This is a genomic window from Microbacterium rhizophilum, assembly GCF_039605615.1.
GTDB classification, from domain to species: Bacteria; Actinomycetota; Actinomycetes; order Actinomycetales; family Microbacteriaceae; genus Microbacterium; species Microbacterium rhizophilus.
In genome coordinates, this window is the sequence record NZ_JBCNUN010000008.1 from 114527 (window position 1) to 132505 (window position 17979).

The window sequence follows — 17979 nt, forward strand, 5'->3', positions numbered from 1 at the left end:
ACCCCCCAGGGGTATGTAACCCCCGTGCGGAAATCTGCACCGCGACCGTACTGTGCCGAGGGTTGGGGAAATACTCCGACGGAGCAGAAGGAGGACGAGATGACTGTTGCCGAGCAGATGCTGACCACTCACCCCCGAGCGGGCGCCGGCACTGACACCGCGGCTCTGGTGCGCTGTATCGAGGCGTGCGTGGAGTGCGCGCAGGCGTGCACCGCGTGCGCAGACGTGCCTGAGCGAAGAGATGGTGGCTGAGCTGACCGCGTGCATCCGCAAGAACCTGGACTGCGCCGACATCTGCGCGACGACCGCCGCGGTGCTGTCCCGTCAGACCGGCTCGAACACCGACGTCCTGCGCGCGCAGCTCGAAGCATGCCGCGCCGCCTGTGCGTCGTGCGCGGCCGAGTGCGAGTTGCACGCCGAGATGCACGAGCACTGCCGGGTGTGCGCCGAGGCGTGCCGCCGTTGCGAGCAGGCGTGCGCGGATCTGCTGGGGGCACTGTGAGCCAGGCCGAGCACCACTCCCCGCACGAGGGCGTGCAGCACTCGAAGCAGGGCGGGATGCAGCACGGCGGAATGGCGAGCTACGGGAAGCTCGCCATCTCCCTGGCGCTCAGCTTCCTGGTGATGTACCTGCTCACCTTCGCGATGATCAACGTCTTCGCGGACTTCCTGCCCAACATCAGCAACCTGTACATGGCGCTGATGATGGTGTTCCCGATGGGGATCATCATGATCGCCGTGATGTGGAAGATGTTCCCCAACAAGCCACTCAACATCGGGCTGTTGATCGGCTTCGCCGCGCTGTTCGTGGCGACGTTCCTCATGGGACGGGTAGAAGCCTTCGTCGGGGATGACCAGTTCCTGCGGTCGATGATCCCGCACCACTCCCGCGCGATCCTCGTCTGCGAACAGTCCAATATCACCGACCCTGAGATCGTCACACTCTGCGACCAGATCGTCCAGTCCCAGCAGGAGGAGATCGATCAGATGAAGGCCATCCTCGAGCGGCTCAACCAATAGCAGGGCGATCGCGTACGAAGTCTTCGCCATCCGCGACAGCGGCCGGCCGCTGACGGCTCACGCCACAGCGCCAGGGGCACAGCAGTGGCTCAGCCGCGCTGCACGGCGCTGGCCCCCATCCATCGAGGAATGGTGTACCACTCCCCGTCGGACATGGCGGGCATCGCACCCGCTTGCATGAGCTGCGAACCACTTCGGGGTCAACTCGCGCAGCATCGACAGTCGGTGCTCGGCGGCGTCACGCCGCGCCAGTTCGCGGCATCAGATCAAGTGGCCGGTTCTACCGCCGTTCTATCACTGTGGCGGCAGCCCCGAGTAGAACATAGCTTCGAGATGTCTACAGTTGGCGCGCTGGCCGGAGGAGGAGACGGCCGGACACGGGAATGAACAAGCGGTACGCCGATCGCTACGACCGACTGATGGGTCACCGGATCATGCAGCGTATCGCGGCAGATATGCCACTTCAGTCGCACACCGACGGGGAGCTGCAGGCAGACGCCCTGCCGGTCACCAGAGACCCGCGCCCGAAGCCATGCAAGGCGTGGGTGCGGTACGGCCCTCACCCTTTACTCGTCGATGCCCTGCTCATCGTGTGGAACGACGTAGCCTGCGGCGTCGAGTTCTCCGTCGGCGAGCGCCGGATGCGCTGCTGGGTGTGGGCGAACGCAGTCACCTCGCCGCCATCGTCTACCTGATTCGCAGCGCCAACGAGACGCGCCTTCACGACTTCATAGCGCTCCGCCAGTCGATCCCGAGAGTCGGCAAGGACAGCGATGGATGCGCCAGCCTCATGTCGGCCATGATGGCTCGCCACTTCGGTGGCAATCTGCGCGTCCAACTCGGCGAGGGCACGGCCGGTCGCCCGCATCCACTCACCCACCTGATCCAGTGCGTCCAGACCCTCGTCATTGCGTTCACGAGCTGAGCGTCCCAACTCGCTCCGCGCCGCCCGCATCGAGTCCTCGATCGTGACCTCGGTCATGCCGCGCATCATGCTGTCGGCGATCTGCTCGCGCGCAGCAGTCGCCGTCCACGCGATCGCGATGGCCTCGTTGTGAACCCGCCCGCGCGTCATGCCCACGTAGAGTCCCGAGGCATCGACGCCGGGGCCGACGATCGAGGCATCCGTCGTCTCGCCTTGAATTCCGTGCACGGTCGACGCGTAGGACAGATGCATGTGCTCGGCCGCGTAGTCGAGTGACACGTGCCGCACGTCCCCGCTATCACCGAGGGCGACGAGTTCGACGTCGGAGGGCCCAATGCGGCGGATAATCCAGAGCGCGCGGTTCTCGACATCCGCCACCCGGTCATTTAGCCGCGTCTGAACGACGTCCCCTTCGAGCAGACGCTGCTCACCCTGCCCCACTGCGAGACGATCCGGATGCAGTTGCCCGAGCTCAACTCGCCGCTCCTGGATGGCCTCGTTGATCGCATCCGCCTCATCGTTCGTGCTCGTGACCAGTGCAACCCGCTTTCGCGCGCCAGCCCAGCGGAAGTACGCCTCAACCATGACGTCGCGTGCTTGCGCTGCATCCGTCACGCGATGGATCTGGTCGCGCTCGTCGAGTTCGGTCGCGACGGCGAGGGCGTATTCCTTGGATGCAGGCTCTCTCATTCGCAACGTGACGGCGGCGTAGCTCGGATCGCGGAAGCGATGCACCGCCGTCAGCTCGACGACGGCCGTCGCGCGGCGGGTCATGCACGCCATCGCGCCGGCGTGACCGACTGGCATGGCCTGCAGATGGTCACCGACCATCGCGATGCCGGCGCCCGTCTCGGCCGCGATCGCGGCGAGGGCATTGGCGGTGTGTAGGTCGACCATACCGGCCTCGTCGACGACGACTCGGTCACCCGCGCCGAGCGCGAAGTAGCGCGGACCGGTGTAGATCCGCCCGACGCGCTCATCGATCTCGCCGACTTGCAGTCGTCTCCACACCTCCGCGTCGGCTTCGTCGCGACCCCAGCGCCATCCGTGGTCGGCGAGCAGCGCATGCAGGCTCGCGGCGGTCGCGCCGATCTCGCGGCCCGCGACAGACGCTGCCTTCTTGGTCGGCGCGACGACGACGAGCCGACGTCTTTGCCGAGCGAGCGCGATGCGAGCGACCCGGAGCATCGTCGTCTTTCCGGCGCCCGCGGGGCCAGTGACCGAGACCAGGCGATCCGTTCCGGCGATCGCTGACGCCGCTGTGATCTGCCCCTCGTCGAGCGTGACATCGGCATCGAGGACTGCGTCTGCGATGTCGAGGATTGCGCGGCGCCGGAACGCCTCGCCGGCCCGCGTGAGTGCGTCGAATCTTGCCGCCAGCTCGACCTTCAGCCGGGCCGTCGACGACGCCATGAACCCCTTGATGTGCTGCGGGCGGCTGCCCTCCGAGTCGAGCAGGTCGACAGTCTGAGTGAGCCCGCGGGTCACGACGTCGTCGATCAGCTCCTGCAGGTCGTCGCGGTGGGCGACGGCTCCGGATGCTGCGACCGCCCGCGTTGCGCCGGCTCGCAGGTCGTAGCTGCTGAACCTGCCGCCGCATGCGGTCGACCGGCCGTCTGCATCCACGATGGCCTTGGCCGCGAGCAGATCGCGGTCAAGCATGTGGATCGCTACCGTCCGGGGGCGGGCCGCCGATCGCTCCCGGAGCACGCCGGCGTCGATCCCGCGAAGCTCGTCTCGGATGAGCTGCTCCCACTCCGATTCGTCCACGACACCCGGCTTGTTCGGGCGATTCTTCGCCCATGCGAGCCTGTCGAGGTGCTGCAGCACGTCATGGTCGGGTTGCTGGCCGGAATGCTCCGACCGCCACTCCAGCAGAAGCTTGGCGCGGTTCGCTTCGATCTGGTTCGAGCGCCGCGAGAGTGGTCGGACGGATTCGGCGAGCTGCGCGATCTCCCCGTCGTCACCGAGTGTGTAGCCGTTGCGCGCGAGTGCGGTAATCCACTCCGGGTCGGTGCGCGCCGCGAGTTCGCCCTCCGCGTTGATTAGCGTGTGCAGCTTCATCGCGACGCGCGAGTCGACGTTCGACCACTTGCCATCCGCGCCGAGCACCTTCACGTTCAGCCACAGGTGACGATGGATGTGCGGGTCCAGAGCGCGCGAACGGCGGTGCTGAAGTTCGACGACTTCGATGCGGCGAAGTGATTCACGAATGTTGCCGCCCACGCCTCGGCGCGCGTTCAGCTCTCGCTGCCACGTCGTGATGATGCGCGCGCGGAGTCGATCTTGCAGAGCTTCGAACTCCGCCGCGAGGTCGTCGTTGATCAGTGCGGCGATGCTGTACGACTTCGGTGCGTTGATTGTGCCGTCGAGGATGAGATCCGCGCGAGGCGAGCTGAGTTCGCGACCGCGGAGCTCGTCGGTGACGGGGTCGCGGCCGTCGACCCAACGGCGGAGTTCAGCGGCGTCGAGGCCGTCGACGGTCACCGCGCCCTCTTCGACCGTGAACCGCGTGACGTGTTCGGCGTCTCCGCGGCTGTACGCGGCGAGTGCCTCGACTCCCGTCACCGCGCGAAGATGTGAATCGCAGGTCCCCTTGAACGCGTACGCCATCGCCTGCCGAACCCCCTGCGATTCGACACCCCGCTTCCAGCGCTCGAGGCCCCCGCGCACAGGTTCAGCGTACGCCGTTCATGTCTAACTGGCGAGCGCTTACACAGGAAGTGCCTGCGTGCATTGGCGGTATTGCTTGTGTTGCACCGCACGTGTTGCCTGCTGTCGGAGCGCGTAACCGGGCGGCCGCGCTTTCCGCGGCAGAGTGAGGCCGGACTCGGGAGCGGTGCAGCACCACGGTGTTCTTCCCATGAGGAGCTTGAGGACCAACTAACGACATTGAACACCTGCGAAAGCGCGATCAGCGACCGCCGCTTCCGGTTGGCGGGCTGGGCTTCCCGACTCGCGGAGCTGCCGCGGTGGTGGCTCGAAACTAGACTCCCGATGGGAGGACTGGAATGACGGGCCATGTTTCTGCGTGGAGGGCGAGTGACGCCACCACTTTCGACATCGCCCGCGAGGCCGCGAACACTGCGATCGCGGCTGTCCTGCGTCTCGCTGATGACGGCGGGATGCTGCATGAGCATGCCATCGCGGAGGCATCCGCGATCCGACGCGAGCTCGTCGAGGTCGATGCCTTCAACCGTTCGGCGCTCGAAACGCTGCTCGAACGACTGACGAGCCGCATCGCTGAGCTCTCGGGACCGCTGCCGTGACCGACCTCGAATTGGAACCCGCCGAGATTCGAGCGACCTTCGACGCCAAGATCGCACCAGTCCTGTTCCCACCCATGGATCGGCGCGCAGCTCCGACGCTGACGCTTGTAGTCGGTCAGCCTGGAGCTGGTGCCGGACGAGCGGCCCGGGCGCTGCTTGCCGAGCATGATGATGCGGCAGTAGTCGACGGAGACGGCCTGCGCGCGTTCCACCCTCGCTACGTCGAGTTGTCGCGATCCCGGTCGCCGGAGGCGCTACGCATCTTCGCCGAGGCAACCTCGGTATGGCTGCGTGACTGTCTCGCGCATGCCCGAAGGAACCGGCGCTCGCTCCTGGTCGAGGGTTCCTTCTCGTCCACTCGAGTAGCGACCGCCACCGCGGAGCTCTTCCAACGTGAAGGCTTCGAGACGCACGTGGCCGTCGTCGGACAGCCGCGCTCTGTCAGCCTGCTATCCGAGGCTTCGCGGTTCTTGCTTGCCGATCTCGATAAACGAAGCGCTCCGTTCACTGACCTCGCAACGCACGACGCCGGGTTCGAAGTGACGCGCGCGCTGGTGAGCAAACTCGAGGGTGAGGCATCAGTCGATCGGCTTACCGTGGTTGGTCGCGCGGGCCATTGGGTCTTCGATTCCCACCGCTCGGACGGCTTTACGGGAGCGAGTCGGGCGCTCGTGCGTGAGCAGGTGACGCCAATGTCAGGGCCGGAGGGGAGACGGTGGCTGTCGGAGCTCCGCGCAAGCACCGAGTTCGCGCTGACCAGCGGTGGCGTGCCGGCTGCACTTACCGAGGTCCTTATCGAGTTGCACGAACTCGCGCTGGGTGAGGTACTTCCTCGCCTGCCGCTGCCCGTGAACTCTCTGGCCCGCTCGAGAGCGGAAGCGACAATCCAAGCTCGGGTCGACGCGCTGCGGCAGGCGGTACCGGCTGAGAGCGCACTCGTCGACATCGCTGCACCGGCGGCCACCCCGCCAGTACCGAGCCTCAACATCGGACTGGGATGAGCGACCGCACCCCGCACGACTCATCCGAGTACGTCTCGCGGCAGGACCGCGCAACCCAGGCACTCGGGCGCTCCCGCAGCAGTCAGCACGAGCGCGGCAGCGAAGGCAACGGATGCCAGCGCGATGACGAGTGCTCCGAGGCGCAGCATCCGTTTTCCATTTCCTTCGCACACGGCTCCGACGAGCCGTGCGGCGGCGACGACCCCGAGTGCACCGCTCGCAACCACTGCGACGATCGCGGCCCCCGCTACGGCATCGACGCCCACGATTCAAGCCTCGCGCCGGGGCAGTTCACGCTCCCGCGTGTAACTCCCACCTGACCTGTCTGCGGCGTCTTCCTGGTACGTGGCACGAGAAGCGACCGGAGGGGTGTGCAGTGCCGGGTCGTGGAATACCGGAGGCCCGGAGCGCCAGCGGAGGGGTGAGGATATGCCGCGAAAGCCCGGAACGGAGCACCCTGGAGGGGGCTACGATCGGCCACCGGGAAGTCGCTCGGGATCGTATTCACGACGTCACCCATCGCTGAGCGCGACGAGCGCCTGAACGAGCTGGGCGCGATTGCGCGACGGGTCGAGGATCGTGTCGACGACGAGCACCCGGAAAGGCAGCCCTAGGTCGATGCCGTCCAGCGGCGCCAGGCACCAGCGCTGTTCGTCCTCGATGCTGTATCCCGGTTCGGCATCGGCCCGCCAAGTGAGGGCACTGACGGCGACGCGGTAGAGCGCAGCCTCGGTCTGCGATCGATCGATGAAGCTCGGAAGGGGGTCGTGGAGGGTGTTCATCGGTTCATTCCCATCTGGTCGTTGTTGAGCGCCTGCGGGTGCGGCGCGGCGGGGTCGAGATGGTGCCGGCGCCGCGGCGGCTCACGGTGCCGCAGGCGGTTGTTGACCTGCCGCGCGATCGCATCCATCCGCGCGTCCTCGATCTGCTCGGGCGTCAGGAGCGAAGTCGGTTCCGGGCCGGGGCGCCCGCGAGCGAGTGCCTTGCGGAGACGCTCGAGCTCCTCCTTCTGAGCGGCGAGGTGGTGCGCGGCGCGAACTCGAAGGGATTCTCGCTTCCACGCGGCGAAGACTTCGGGCGGTGTGGCAATCTCCCGGAGCGCGAGGGCAAGCTCAGCTTTCGTCCGCTCCCGGTCGAAGAACTCATCCGCTGCCGCGCGGTTCGCGAAACGCTCTTCGAGGGATACCCGGTGCAGTCGCCGCACGGGGAGCCCTGCCTCGACGCGACGCTTCTCCCGATCGCGCCAACGCTGCTGCGCGGCGAGTGACTTCTGCTTGTTCGCGGCGTAGTAGGCGCGCCGCTTGGCGCGTTGCGCCTCGGGGTTCCGGGCATAGGCCTCACGGCGGCGCTGGCGGCGCTTCTCGGGATCGGCGTGGTACTTCTCGCGTTGGTGGGCGTTCGCCTGCTCGAGATGCTTGTCGCGCCATCGCTTGTTGCGTGCCCTGACGCGCTCTCGGTAGGCGTCCGGATCCTTCGCGCGCTGCTTCGCCCGCGCCTGTCGCTGATACTCGCGCTGCTCTTCACGGTGCCGCGCGTAGTAGTTCCGTGCGTACTGGCGTCGCGCCTCCCGCCTGCGCTTCGCCCGGTCGTGCAACTGCGCCTGAGCGTGCGCGATCTGCAAGCGCACGTCCTCCGCTTCGCGGGCGACGCGTGCGTCGCGATCTTCGTGGCCGTCGGCTTCGTCGCTCATCGGTCGCTCCCGATCCGCGCGGCCAACTCTCTGATCTTGATCGGCTGGAAGCCCGACCAGTGGTCGTGATCGTCGATGACCACCACCGGCGCCTGCGCGTAACCCAGCTCGTCGGTGACGTAGTCACGCGCCGCCGCGTTGCCTGGCTCGGTGAGGTCGATGTCTGTGTGTGCGATACCTTCCGCATCCATCACCTGCTTCGTCAGTCGGCACTGCATGCAAGCGGCTCCCGTCGTGTACACGGTGATCATCGCCGGAGGCCTCTCGGAAGGGTGTCGCCGGTGCTGCGGTGGGTCTGCGCCGCCATCCACGCTTCGATGTCGGAGAGCTTGTAGACGACCGTGCGACCGAACTTTACGTAAGGCGGACCGTCACCCGTACGGCGCCACGAGCCCAACCGGCTGAGGGGGACGCCGGGGAGCAGGTCGGCGAGCTCCTGCGGTGTGAGGAACGTGTGCTCGGGATCCTCCGACCGCACCTGCATGATCGTGACCATCGTTCACCTCCAATTGCGCATGATCACTGTTGTTAGACGCGAGTGAAGCACTATGCGCTACGCTTTGCAAGCGGTAGATGCGTAAGCGCCGTGCGGTTAGACAAACTGAGGAGGTGAAGGTCGACGTGACAACGCTCGAAGGCTCCCCCGTGACGTCGCAGGATGCGACGCAGCCCGTCGGGTCCGCACTGCGCATTGCTCCCGCATTCATCGCCACGACCATGGATGCCACGCTCGGAGTGTCGACGGCGGTGACGGCTATGTATGTCGCGGATACTGGCCGGTACGTCATCAAGTCCGTCACCAACACCGCCGTCAGAGACGACGTCGAACTGAACTACCCGACGGTCGCGAAGGTCGGCATGCAGGCGATCATGCAGACCGCGGCGCCGCGCTGCATCTTCCTTACCCTCGACGACGAGGCAGACCCGCTCGCGCGCTGGATCTCGGTCGACGAACTGACCACCTCGCGGGGGCGGCTGCTGCCACCGTCGCTCGCTGCCGAGGTCGTGCAGCGCGGGTCTGGTGAAGCACGGATGCAGGTCATCGAGCTGCTGTACGGGTCAGCGGCGCTGGCGGGACTGCCGCCCGCGAAGCTCATCCAGAGCGAGCTCGGCGTGCCGCACCGTACGGCGTCGTCATGGATCATCGCGGCGCGCGCCGCGGGGCGGCTCGCGGGCATGAACTACAACGCTGGTCGACCGGCGAGTGGCTAGCGTCCACGCCTACCAGACGGCCAAGGGCCGGCGGTATTACGTCAACTACTACAAGCCCGACCGTAGGCAGACATCGAAGCGAGGATTCCGGACTAAGCGGGAAGCGGAGGAGTTTGCCGCGGCAGTCTCTGTGGCACTAGCGCAGAACCAGTACATCGATCCTGTTGACTCACGAGCGACCGTCGCAACGCTCGCGGAGGTGTGGCTGCAGGATCAAGCCGCGGTGTTGAAGCCATCGTCGCTGCATCCGCTCGAGTCGGCGTGGAGAGTGCACGTCGCGCCGCGGTGGGGAAGGGTGCCGATCGGCGCGATTCGGTACAGCGACGTACGCGCCTGGGTGACCGAGCTCTCCAGCCACCGGGGCGCCACGACCGTGATTCGTGCCTACGGCATCCTGGCTTCAGTCCTCGACACCGCTGTGCGCGACCGTCGCATCCACGAGAATCCAGCGCGCGGCATCAAGCTCCCGCGCAAGCGGCCAAAGCGACGCGTCTACCTCACGCATGCGCAGGTCGATCAGCTTGCGGCTGAGGCCACCTATCCCGAGGTCGTCTATTTCCTCGCATACACGGGCCTGCGCTGGGGTGAAGCCACTGCACTCCGCATCACCGACGTCGATTTCTACCGCCGTCGCGTGCACGTGCAGGAGAACGCCGTCATGGTCAACGGTACGGTTCACACGGGAACACCGAAGACACACGTGACGCGCTCTGTTCCCTACCCCGACTTCCTCGGCGGGTCACTGCAGCTGCGCGCGCGCGACAAGGCCCCCAGTCAGCTCCTGTTCGGCGACGGCATCAATCACCTGCGGCTGCCGAACTCGCAAGACGGCTGGTTCGCCAAGGCGGTCAGGCGCACCCGAGCGAAGGACGCGAGTTTCCCGGTTGTGACTCCGCACGATCTGCGGCACACCGCCGCGAGCCTCGCGATCAGCGCTGGGGCGAACGTCAAGGCTGTGCAGCGGATGCTCGGCCATGCCTCAGCCGCGATGACACTCGATACCTATGCGGACCTCTTCGACGATGACCTCGACTACGTCGCGGACGCGCTCAGTCGCGCGCGCCAGGGCGCACCAGTCATCGTGATCCGTGAGCAGGATCGCAGCGCCCTGGGCGCCCGTTGATCACTCATCGCATGAGACGGCGCCCGTCCGTGTGTCTCACGTGTCGTCGACATCCCGACATTGAAGCCTCACCGCTGTCCTGATGTAGACGCTGTCACTGATCCCCGATGCGTCGGCTCATGGCCGTAGCGTGAGTCGACTTGACCGGCATCTTGTCAGAATCTTGTCAAGCAGCTTCCGCCACGAATGCGAAAGCCCCGCGATCCCAGTGTTTCCAAGGGTTCGCGGGGCTTCGACGATGGCGGTGACGGTGGGATTTGAACCCACGGTAGGGGGTTACCCTACACAACTTTTCGAGAGTTGCACCTTCGGCCGCTCGGACACGTCACCGCCGACGAGTTTACGGGAGGTTCACGAGCGGTCCAAATCGGGCGGGCCTTACGCCGCTGGGCATCCGCTGACAGGATGACGCCATGGCCGTCATCGAGAACCCGAAGATCACCGTCGTCGGAGCCGGAGCCGTCGGGGCCGCCACCGCGTACGCGTCGCTCATCCGAGGCGCCGCGCGTCACGTCGCCCTCTACGACATCAACGCCGCGAAGGTCGAAGCCGAGACGCTCGATCTCGCGCACGGGTCCCTCTTCACCGGGTCCAGCGACATCGCAGGATCCGCGGACATCGGCGTCACGGAGGGATCGCACGTCGTCATCGTCACCGCCGGGGCCGCGCAGCAGCCGGGTCAGACACGGCTGGAACTCGTCGGGACGAATGCGCGGATCTTCGCCACGATGATCCCGCAGCTCGTAGAGGCCTCCCCCAAGGCCGTGTTCGTCATCGTGTCGAACCCGTGCGACGTGCTGACGATGCTCGCGCAGGAGCAGACGGGCCTGCCGCCCGAGCGGATCTTCGCGTCGGGCACGGTGCTGGACACCTCCCGGCTGCGCTGGCGCCTTGCGGAGCGCGCGGGCGTCTCGGCGAGCTCGGTCCACGCGCACATCGTCGGCGAGCACGGCGACAGCCAGTTCCCGCTGTGGTCGAGCGCCACCGTCGGCCCCGTGCCGTTGCTGGACTGGCACCCCGACGCGGGCGAGCCGTTCACGCGCGAGGAGCTCGACCGGCTCGCGCACGACGTCGCGCACGCGGCGTACAAGGTGATCGAGGGCAAGGGCGCCACCAACTACGCCATCGGGCTCTCGGCCACGCGCATCGCGGAGGCCGTGCTGCGCGACGAGCACGCGGTGCTGCCGGTCTCGACCGTGCTGACGGACTACCACGGGCTGTCGGGAGTCGCCCTGTCGGTGCCGTCGGTGGTCGGCGCGATGGGCGCCTTCCCGATCCACGAGACGAGGTTCTCCGAATCCGAGCTCGGCCTGCTGCACGCCTCGGCCGAGACGATCAAGGCGACCACCGACCTCGTGCGAGAGGGCTGACCCGCGTTTACGGACGCCCGGGGCGCGGTTCGAAGGAATGTCCGAAGCTCCGCCTACGCTGGATCCATGGCCAGCAAGCGAACCGCGACCGCCGCGTACAAGTGCACCGAGTGCGGCTGGACCGCGGCCAAGTGGGTGGGCCGCTGCGCCGAGTGCCAGCAGTGGGGGACGGTCGTGGAAGCGGCCGAGCAGACGGGCATCGCGCGCCGGCTCGACCCGATGATCCCCACCTCGGCGGCGCGCCCCATCACCCAGGTCGATGCGACCGACGCCCCGCGACGCCCGAGCGGCGTCGGCGAATTCGACCGCGTGCTCGGCGGCGGCATCGTGCCGGGCGCGGCGATCCTGCTGTCCGGCGAGCCCGGAGTCGGCAAGTCGACGCTGCTGCTGGAGGTCGCCGCTCGGGCGGCCGCCGAGGGCCGGCGCGTGCTGTACATCAGCGCCGAGGAGTCCCCCGCGCAGGTCCGGATGCGGGCCGAACGCACCGACGCGCTGCACGACGAGCTGTACCTCGCGAGCGAGACGGATCTCGCGACCGTGCTCGGGCAGATCGATGCGGTCCAGCCGCAGCTCGTGATCGTCGACTCGGTGCAGACCGTCTCCTCCTCGCTCTCGGACGGCGCGGCGGGCATGCCGGGGCAGGTGCGCGAGGTCGCCTCCACGCTGATCCGGGTCGCGAAGGATCGCGGACTGCCGATCATCCTGGTCGGCCACGTCACGAAGGACGGCCAGATCGCCGGACCCCGCCTGCTCGAGCACCTCGTCGACGTCGTGTGCCAGTTCGAGGGCGACCGGCAGACCGCGCTGCGCTTCGTGCGCGCGCTGAAGAACCGCTTCGGGCCGACGGACGAGGTGGGCTGCTTCGAGATGACCGGCGACGGGATCCGGGAGGTCCCGGATCCGAGCGGCCTGTTCCTCTCGCACGGCTCCCCCGAGCCGGGCACGTGCGTCGCGATCGCGCTCGAGGGCCGGCGCGCCATGCCCGTCGAGGTGCAGGCGCTGACGATCCCGACGAGCGCACCCAACCCGCGACGCGTCGTGCACGGCGTCGACTCGTCCCGCGTCGCGATGGTGCTCGCGGTGCTCGAGCGCCGCGCCGGCGTCAAGACCAGCGACCTCGACGTGTACGTCTCGACCGTGGGCGGCGTGCGCTTCACCGAGCCCGCGGCCGACCTCGCGATCGCCGTCGCGGTGGCCGGCTCGGTGCTGCACTGGGCGACACCGCGCCAGGTCGCCGCGGTCGGCGAGCTCAGCCTGGCGGGCGAGGTGCGCCCGGTGTCGGCGGCATCGCAGCGCCGCAGCGAGGCGGCTCGGCTCGGCTACGACCGCGTGATCGACGACCGCTCCGGCAAGCTGCGCGCGGCGCTCGAGGACGTGCGCGCGCAGGGGAAGCTGCACCTGCTCGAGGACGTGCCGCAGTTCTGAGCGGCCCCCTCGACGCGGCTGCGCTCCGCCCGATGACCGGTGGCCGCGCTACGCCCCGAGGTCCAGCGCCGCCAGGAGGTCGGCGGGGGACGCCTGCATCGGATGCGGGCCGGCGATGTCCAGGAACACCGTCGTGATCGTGTCGCGGTGCTTCGCGAGGAACGAGCGCAGCCACGCGGCGGAGTAGAGGCCGATGCCCGGCGGCAGGTTCTCGGGCTTGTTCGTCGCGTCGCTGAACAGCAGCAGCGCGACGTCCCCGGACTGCGGATCGCGGTAGGTCCAGACCTCGCCGCCGTCGAGCGGATCGTCGCGCCTGCCGGGCTTCAGCAGGGGCACGACGGTGTTGCCGTTGCGCAGCGCGAGGGCCACGGCGGCCATGTCCTGGCGCTCCAGCGCCTGCGCCAGCGCCTCGGAGCGGAACTCGACGTCGGGGGCCTTCTTCGCGCGCTTCCTGGACACCATCCGTTCAGCCTACGGCTACGCACATCTAAAGATCCGGCCAGGAAGGATCAAGCATTCTGTCAGGTTCAGAAAACGACCGTTGATACTCTTGTCATGCCCGTTCGGGTGCGGCATCGGTGGGGACTGGTGGATCACCGCACTCTCGAAGCAGGTTGGTGCTCGGCACCCTGGGGACCTGCGCGGGACGACGTGAAAGGCCCGGAGCGACGCTCCGGGCCTTCTCCGTATCCGGCCTCACGCGTCGAGCTTCTCCGGCACGAGCGTGATGCCGCCGAGCAGACTGGCCGACTCGGCGAGCTCCTCGAGCCACTGCGGATTGAGCTCGGGCCGCTCCGACTCCCCGAAGGTGAAGCGCAGCGGAATGGCCGCGTTCAGCCAGACCGTGCTGCGTCCGCTGCCGTCCTCATGCTGCAGCGACAGCGTGAACGCCTCGCCGCGGCGCAGCTTGGCGATGATGACGGCCTTCAGATGCGCGAGAGCTCGATCGTTGATCTCGATCGGCGTGCCCTGGGAACCGTAGTAGAGCGTGCCCATGCCTCCACGGTAGGAGCCTCGGGATCGGAATTCCAATATGCGTTCCGCGCATGCCGCGCCGGATCAGCGCAGGAAGAACTGGGCGGTGGTCTTCGCCTTCACGTCGCCCACCTCGACGCTCAGGTGGTACGCCGCCCCGCCGCGGCGGGCGCGGGGCCGGTTCTCGTCGCCGCACGTGCCGGGATCCGATCGCGTCTGATCCCACGTCAGCGGCTCGGCGCTCTCCACGGTCTGTCCCGCCGTCAGCGTGACGACCATGTCGCTCGGCTCCTTCTGGCAGTCGGTCGAGCGCCACCAGGTGTCCTTGCCGCTCGTGATCACGAAGCGCTGCTTGGACGTCCCGACGTCGAGCGTGCAGTCCACGGATCCGGTGTTCGTCAGCGTGATCCCGACGGTCACGGGCTTCGTCTCGAACGTCTCGCCGTGCACCACCGGCACCAGGTCGATCACCTCCGGGTCGCAGGGCTGCGGCCGCGGCGGGTCGGTGGAGGTCGGGGTGGGACTCGGCGAGGGAGACGCGCTGGGCGTCGGCGCGGCCGTCGCGGGCGCGGACGCGGAGGGCGACGGCGCGGGCTGGGCCAGGACGTCCGCCAGCCCGCGCCACGGCTGAGCGATCACGAGCCAGACGATGCCGGCGACCACCAGCAGCGCGAGCAGGAGCACGGCGATCCGCCGCCGCCGGTACACGGCGGGCGAGTGTCGACGACGCGGCCCGGATCCCACGGATCCAGCGTAAGCGGGGCCGCCTGAGCGTCCCCGCGGCACGCGCCGGAAGGCTAGAGGAGCTTCAGCATGCGCGTGTTGCCCAGCGTGTTGGGCTTCACGTGCGCGAGGTCGAGGAACTCGGCGATGCCCTCGTCACGGCTGCGCACGAGCTGCGAGTAGACATCCGGATCCACGACCTGCTCGCCGATCGGTGCGAAGCCGCGCCGCGTGAAGAAGTCGACCTCGAACGTGAGGCAGAACAGACGGCTGAGCCCCAGCTCGCGCGCCCGCCGCTCGAGCCCTTCGACGATCGCGCGCCCCACGCCGCGGTGCAGCCAGTCGCGGTCGACCAGCAGAGTGCGGACCTCGCCGAGGTCCTCCCACATCACATGCAGTGCGCCGGCGCCGATGATCCGCCCGTCGACCTCGGCGACGAGGAACTCCTGCGTCGCCTCGTAGAGCACCACGAGGTCCTTGCCGAGCAGGATGCGCTCCTGCACGAACGGCTCCAGCATCCGGTGGATCTGGACCATGTCGGCCGCGCGCGCGGCGCGCACCGTGAACGCCTGGGCAGTCGCGGTCTCGGTCATGTCCTCCAGCCTATGGGCGGCTTCCTGGGTCTGCCCGCAACGACGGAGGGGGCGGTGCCCACAGGCACCGCCCCCTCCGAGACAGGATCCGTCAGTTGCCGCCGGCGGCGAGATCCGGCGTGGCCGAGATGCCGCCGCGGGTGCTCACGCCCACCGCGACCTTCTCGCCGCGCGGGGCGTTCTCGAACACGAACCGGCCGCCCTCGACGTCCACCTGGATGTGGTGACCCGACTCGAGCTGACCCTGCAGGATCCGCTCGGACAGCTGGTCCTCGATCTCGTGCTGCATGGCGCGGCGCAGCGGGCGCGCGCCCAGCGCGGGATCGAAGCCGATCTCGATCAGGCGCTCCTTGGCGGCCTGCGACAGCTCGATCGTCATGTCGCGGTCGAGCAGGCGGTCGTTCAGGCGCTTCGTGAACAGGTCCACGATCTGCACCAGCTCGGGCTTGGACAGCTGCGGGAACACGATGATGTCGTCCACGCGGTTCAGGAACTCGGGCTTGAAGTGGCGCTTCAGCTCCTCGTCGACCTTGCCCTTCATCCGCTCGTACGTCGTGGTCGTGTCTCCCTCGACCTGGAAGCCGACGGGTCCACCGGCGATCGCCGACGAGCCGAGGTTCGTCGTCATGATGATCACGGTGTTCTTGAAGTCGACCACGCGGCCCTGGCCGTCGGTCAGGCGGCCCTCCTCGAGGATCTGCAGCAGCGAGTTGAAGATGTCCGGGTGCGCCTTCTCGATCTCGTCGAACAGCACGACCGAGAAGGGCTTGCGGCGCACCTTCTCGGTGAGCTGACCGCCCTCCTCGAAGCCGACGAATCCGGGAGGGGCGCCGAACAGGCGCGAGACCGTGTGCTTCTCGCCGAACTCCGACATGTCGAGCGAGATCAGCGCGCCCTCGTCGTCGAACAGGAACTCCGCGAGCGCCTTGGCGAGCTCGGTCTTTCCGACGCCCGTGGGGCCGGCGAAGATGAACGAGCCCGAGGGACGCTTCGGGTCCTTGAGGCCGGCGCGCTGGCGGCGGATCGTCTTCGACAGGGCGGCGATCGCCTCCTCCTGGCCGATGACGCGCTGGTGCAGCGCCTTCTCCATGAAGACCAGACGGCTGGTCTCCTCCTCCGTGAGCTTGAACACCGGGATGCCCGTGGCCTGGGCCAGCACCTCGGCGATCAGGCCCTCGTCCACCGTCGCGGCCGTCGAGACGTCGCCCGAGCGCCACTGCTTCTCGAGACGCAGGCGCTCGGCGAGCAGCGACTTCTCCTCGTCGCGCAGCGAGGCGGCCTTCTCGAAGTCCTGCTCCTCGCTGGCCTGCTCCTTGGCCTCGCGGACCTTGGCGATCTTGTCGTCGAACTCGCGCAGCTCCGGCGGCGACGACAGGATCGACAGCCGCAGGCGGGCGCCGGCCTCGTCGAGCAGGTCGATGGCCTTGTCCGGCAGGAAGCGGTCGCTGACGTAGCGGTCGGAGAGGTTCGCGGCGGCGACGATGGCGCCGTCCGTGATCTGCACCTTGTGGTGCGCCTCGTACCGGTCGCGCAGGCCCTTCAGGATGTTGATGGCGTGCGGCAGCGACGGCTCCGCGACGTTCACCGACTGGAAGCGGCGCACGAGCGCCGCGTCCTTCTCGAAGTGCTTGCGGTACTCGTCCAGCGTGGTGGCGCCGATCGTCTGCAGCTCGCCGCGGGCGAGCATGGGCTTCAGGATCGACGCGGCGTCGATCGCGCCCTCGGCGGCACCCGCGCCGACGAGCGTGTGGATCTCGTCGATGAAGATGATGATGTCGCCGCGCGTGCGGATCTCCTTGGTCACCTTCTTGAGGCGCTCCTCGAAATCGCCCCGGTAGCGGGATCCGGCGATCAGCGACCCGAGATCCAGCGAGTAGAGCTGCTTGTCCTTGAGCGTCTCGGGCACATCGCCCTTGACGATCGCCTGGGCGAGGCCCTCGATGACGGCGGTCTTGCCGACGCCGGGCTCGCCGATCAGCACCGGGTTGTTCTTGGTGCGGCGCGAGAGGATCTGCATGACCCGCTCGATCTCCTTCTCGCGCCCGATGACCGGGTCGAGCTTGTTGTCGCGCGCGGCCTGCGTGAGGTTGCGGCCGAACTGGTCCAGCACCTGCGACCCGCCCTTGGCGCTGTCGCTCTCCTGCTGCGCGCCGGCGTTGACGCCCACGGGCTCCTTGCCCTGGTAGCCCGACAGCAGCTGGATGACCTGCTGGCGCACCTTGTTCAGGTCGGCGCCGAGCTTGACCAGCACCTGGGCGGCGACGCCCTCGCCCTCGCGGATCAGGCCGAGCAGGATGTGCTCGGTGCCGATGTAGTTGTGGCCGAGCTGCAGCGCCTCGCGCAGGGACAGCTCGAGCACCTTCTTGGCGCGCGGCGTGAAGGGGATGTGGCCGGTCGGCTGCTGCTGGCCCTGGCCGATGATGTCCTGCACCTGCTCGCGGACGGCGTCCAGCGAGATGCCGAGCGACTCGAGCGCCTTCGCGGCGACGCCCTCGCCCTCGTGGATCAGCCCGAGCAGGATGTGCTCGGTGCCGATGTAATTGTGGTTGAGCATCTTCGCCTCTTCCTGGGCGAGGACGACCACACGACGGGCACGGTCGGTGAATCTCTCGAACATCTCACTCCTCCTAGGCGAGGCCGGCGACGTCGACCC

18 protein-coding genes, 1 tRNA gene and 1 pseudogene are annotated in these 17979 nt (G+C 68.0%); 9 read left to right on the top strand and 11 right to left on the bottom strand.

All coding sequences use genetic code 11. From position 1 onward, the window contains the following. Positions 1–99 precede the first annotated feature (99 nt). A pseudogene (locus AAD528_RS13380) lies at positions 100–502 on the top strand (four-helix bundle copper-binding protein). Beyond that, positions 499–1020 (top strand): DUF305 domain-containing protein, encoded by a 522-nt coding sequence (locus tag AAD528_RS13385; RefSeq protein WP_345752577.1) that lies wholly within the window; start codon positions 499–501, stop codon positions 1018–1020. The pseudogene AAD528_RS13380 and the gene AAD528_RS13385 overlap by 4 nt, the downstream one beginning before the upstream one ends. A gap of 559 nt (positions 1021–1579) precedes the next feature. On the opposite strand, the gene AAD528_RS13390 is transcribed toward AAD528_RS13385, so the two are convergent. After that, entirely contained in the window at positions 1580–4513 is a 2934-nt protein-coding gene (locus tag AAD528_RS13390; RefSeq protein ID WP_345752578.1) for an AAA family ATPase, read from the bottom strand. 443 nt (positions 4514–4956) lie between these two features. Here AAD528_RS13390 and AAD528_RS13395 point away from each other — a divergent pair, with 443 nt between their 5' ends. From AAD528_RS13395 to AAD528_RS13405, 3 genes are read left to right on the top strand one after another with little or no spacing between them, the layout of a single operon-like run. Further along, on the top strand, positions 4957–5214 hold the full coding sequence (locus AAD528_RS13395; RefSeq protein ID WP_345752579.1) for a hypothetical protein: 258 nt from the start codon (positions 4957–4959) through the stop codon (positions 5212–5214). Continuing rightward, a complete protein-coding gene (locus AAD528_RS13400; protein ID WP_345752580.1) occupies positions 5211–6215 on the top strand; it encodes a zeta toxin family protein in 1005 nt (334 codons plus the stop codon). Before AAD528_RS13395 ends, AAD528_RS13400 begins: the two co-directional genes overlap by 4 nt. Next, complete coding sequence (locus tag AAD528_RS13405; protein WP_345752581.1) at positions 6212–6535, top strand: hypothetical protein; 324 nt, start codon at positions 6212–6214, stop codon at positions 6533–6535. The genes AAD528_RS13400 and AAD528_RS13405 overlap by 4 nt, the downstream gene beginning before the upstream one ends. Positions 6536–6727: 192 nt before the next feature. On the opposite strand, the gene AAD528_RS13410 is transcribed toward AAD528_RS13405, so the two are convergent. Genes AAD528_RS13410 through AAD528_RS13425 form a run of 4 tightly spaced genes read right to left on the bottom strand, consistent with a single transcriptional unit; the run spans position 6728 to position 8401 of the window. Further along, the gene (locus AAD528_RS13410; protein ID WP_345752582.1) at positions 6728–6997 is read right to left on the bottom strand and encodes a hypothetical protein; all 270 of its coding nucleotides are present in this window, start codon (positions 6995–6997) and stop codon (positions 6728–6730) included. Next, positions 6994–7905 carry a coiled-coil domain-containing protein gene (locus AAD528_RS13415; RefSeq protein ID WP_345752583.1) on the bottom strand — a complete coding sequence of 304 codons (912 nt, stop codon included), beginning with the start codon at positions 7903–7905 and terminating at the stop codon, positions 6994–6996. Before AAD528_RS13415 ends, AAD528_RS13410 begins: the two co-directional genes overlap by 4 nt. Then, entirely contained in the window at positions 7902–8156 is a 255-nt protein-coding gene (locus AAD528_RS13420) for a glutaredoxin family protein (RefSeq protein ID WP_345752584.1), read from the bottom strand. Before AAD528_RS13420 ends, AAD528_RS13415 begins: the two co-directional genes overlap by 4 nt. Beyond that, positions 8153–8401, bottom strand: coding sequence for a helix-turn-helix transcriptional regulator (locus AAD528_RS13425; protein WP_345752585.1), 249 nt, complete (start codon positions 8399–8401; stop codon positions 8153–8155). Before AAD528_RS13425 ends, AAD528_RS13420 begins: the two co-directional genes overlap by 4 nt. Positions 8402–8514: 113 nt before the next feature. Between AAD528_RS13425 and AAD528_RS13430 the strand changes: the two genes are divergently transcribed. After that, positions 8515–9117: a hypothetical protein gene (locus AAD528_RS13430; RefSeq protein ID WP_345752586.1), complete on the top strand. Its 603-nt coding sequence runs from the start codon at positions 8515–8517 to the stop codon at positions 9115–9117. Next, positions 9110–10240, top strand: a complete 1131-nt coding sequence (locus AAD528_RS13435) for a site-specific integrase (protein ID WP_345752587.1) — start codon at positions 9110–9112, stop codon at positions 10238–10240. Before AAD528_RS13430 ends, AAD528_RS13435 begins: the two co-directional genes overlap by 8 nt. A 239-nt stretch (positions 10241–10479) precedes the next feature. On the opposite strand, the gene AAD528_RS13440 is transcribed toward AAD528_RS13435, so the two are convergent. Continuing rightward, positions 10480–10570: transfer RNA gene (locus AAD528_RS13440), tRNA-Ser, on the bottom strand. 83 nt (positions 10571–10653) lie between these two features. On the opposite strand from AAD528_RS13440, the gene AAD528_RS13445 reads away from it, so the two are divergent. Together AAD528_RS13445 and radA are read left to right on the top strand one after the other, a co-directional pair. After that, entirely contained in the window at positions 10654–11610 is a 957-nt protein-coding gene (locus AAD528_RS13445; RefSeq protein ID WP_345752588.1) for an L-lactate dehydrogenase, read from the top strand. Between the two features lie 66 nt (positions 11611–11676). Continuing rightward, positions 11677–13035 (top strand): DNA repair protein RadA, encoded by a 1359-nt coding sequence (gene radA, locus AAD528_RS13450; protein WP_345752589.1) that lies wholly within the window; start codon positions 11677–11679, stop codon positions 13033–13035. Positions 13036–13083: 48 nt separating this feature from the next. On the opposite strand, the gene AAD528_RS13455 is transcribed toward radA, so the two are convergent. From AAD528_RS13455 to AAD528_RS13475, 5 genes are all read right to left on the bottom strand, one after another. After that, complete coding sequence (locus AAD528_RS13455; protein ID WP_345752590.1) at positions 13084–13497, bottom strand: dehydrogenase; 414 nt, start codon at positions 13495–13497, stop codon at positions 13084–13086. Positions 13498–13731: 234 nt separating this feature from the next. Next, positions 13732–14031: a DUF7882 family protein gene (locus tag AAD528_RS13460; RefSeq protein ID WP_345752591.1), complete on the bottom strand. Its 300-nt coding sequence runs from the start codon at positions 14029–14031 to the stop codon at positions 13732–13734. Between the two features lie 63 nt (positions 14032–14094). After that, positions 14095–14754, bottom strand: a complete 660-nt coding sequence (locus tag AAD528_RS13465; RefSeq protein WP_345752592.1) for a hypothetical protein — start codon at positions 14752–14754, stop codon at positions 14095–14097. Between the two features lie 53 nt (positions 14755–14807). Then, the gene (locus tag AAD528_RS13470; RefSeq protein WP_345752593.1) at positions 14808–15326 is read right to left on the bottom strand and encodes an amino-acid N-acetyltransferase; all 519 of its coding nucleotides are present in this window, start codon (positions 15324–15326) and stop codon (positions 14808–14810) included. 91 nt (positions 15327–15417) lie between these two features. Then, entirely contained in the window at positions 15418–17943 is a 2526-nt protein-coding gene (locus AAD528_RS13475; protein WP_345752594.1) for an ATP-dependent Clp protease ATP-binding subunit, read from the bottom strand. Positions 17944–17979 lie beyond the last annotated feature (36 nt).

Bases quoted from the DNA above. Each gene is read 5' to 3' on its own strand.
- AAD528_RS13425 (WP_345752585.1), bottom strand. From the start codon at position 8,401: ATGGTCACGATCATGCAGGTGCGGTCGGAGGATCCCGAGCACACGTTC.
- radA (WP_345752589.1), top strand. From the start codon at position 11,677: ATGGCCAGCAAGCGAACCGCGACCGCCGCGTACAAGTGCACCGAGTGC.
- AAD528_RS13420 (WP_345752584.1), bottom strand. From the start codon at position 8,156: ATGATCACCGTGTACACGACGGGAGCCGCTTGCATGCAGTGCCGACTG.
- AAD528_RS13475 (WP_345752594.1), bottom strand. From the start codon at position 17,943: ATGTTCGAGAGATTCACCGACCGTGCCCGTCGTGTGGTCGTCCTCGCC.
- AAD528_RS13470 (WP_345752593.1), bottom strand. From the start codon at position 15,326: ATGACCGAGACCGCGACTGCCCAGGCGTTCACGGTGCGCGCCGCGCGC.
- AAD528_RS13460 (WP_345752591.1), bottom strand. From the start codon at position 14,031: ATGGGCACGCTCTACTACGGTTCCCAGGGCACGCCGATCGAGATCAAC.
- AAD528_RS13395 (WP_345752579.1), top strand. From the start codon at position 4,957: ATGACGGGCCATGTTTCTGCGTGGAGGGCGAGTGACGCCACCACTTTC.
- AAD528_RS13415 (WP_345752583.1), bottom strand. From the start codon at position 7,905: ATGAGCGACGAAGCCGACGGCCACGAAGATCGCGACGCACGCGTCGCC.
- AAD528_RS13405 (WP_345752581.1), top strand. From the start codon at position 6,212: ATGAGCGACCGCACCCCGCACGACTCATCCGAGTACGTCTCGCGGCAG.
- AAD528_RS13410 (WP_345752582.1), bottom strand. From the start codon at position 6,997: ATGAACACCCTCCACGACCCCCTTCCGAGCTTCATCGATCGATCGCAG.
- AAD528_RS13445 (WP_345752588.1), top strand. From the start codon at position 10,654: ATGGCCGTCATCGAGAACCCGAAGATCACCGTCGTCGGAGCCGGAGCC.
- AAD528_RS13455 (WP_345752590.1), bottom strand. From the start codon at position 13,497: ATGGTGTCCAGGAAGCGCGCGAAGAAGGCCCCCGACGTCGAGTTCCGC.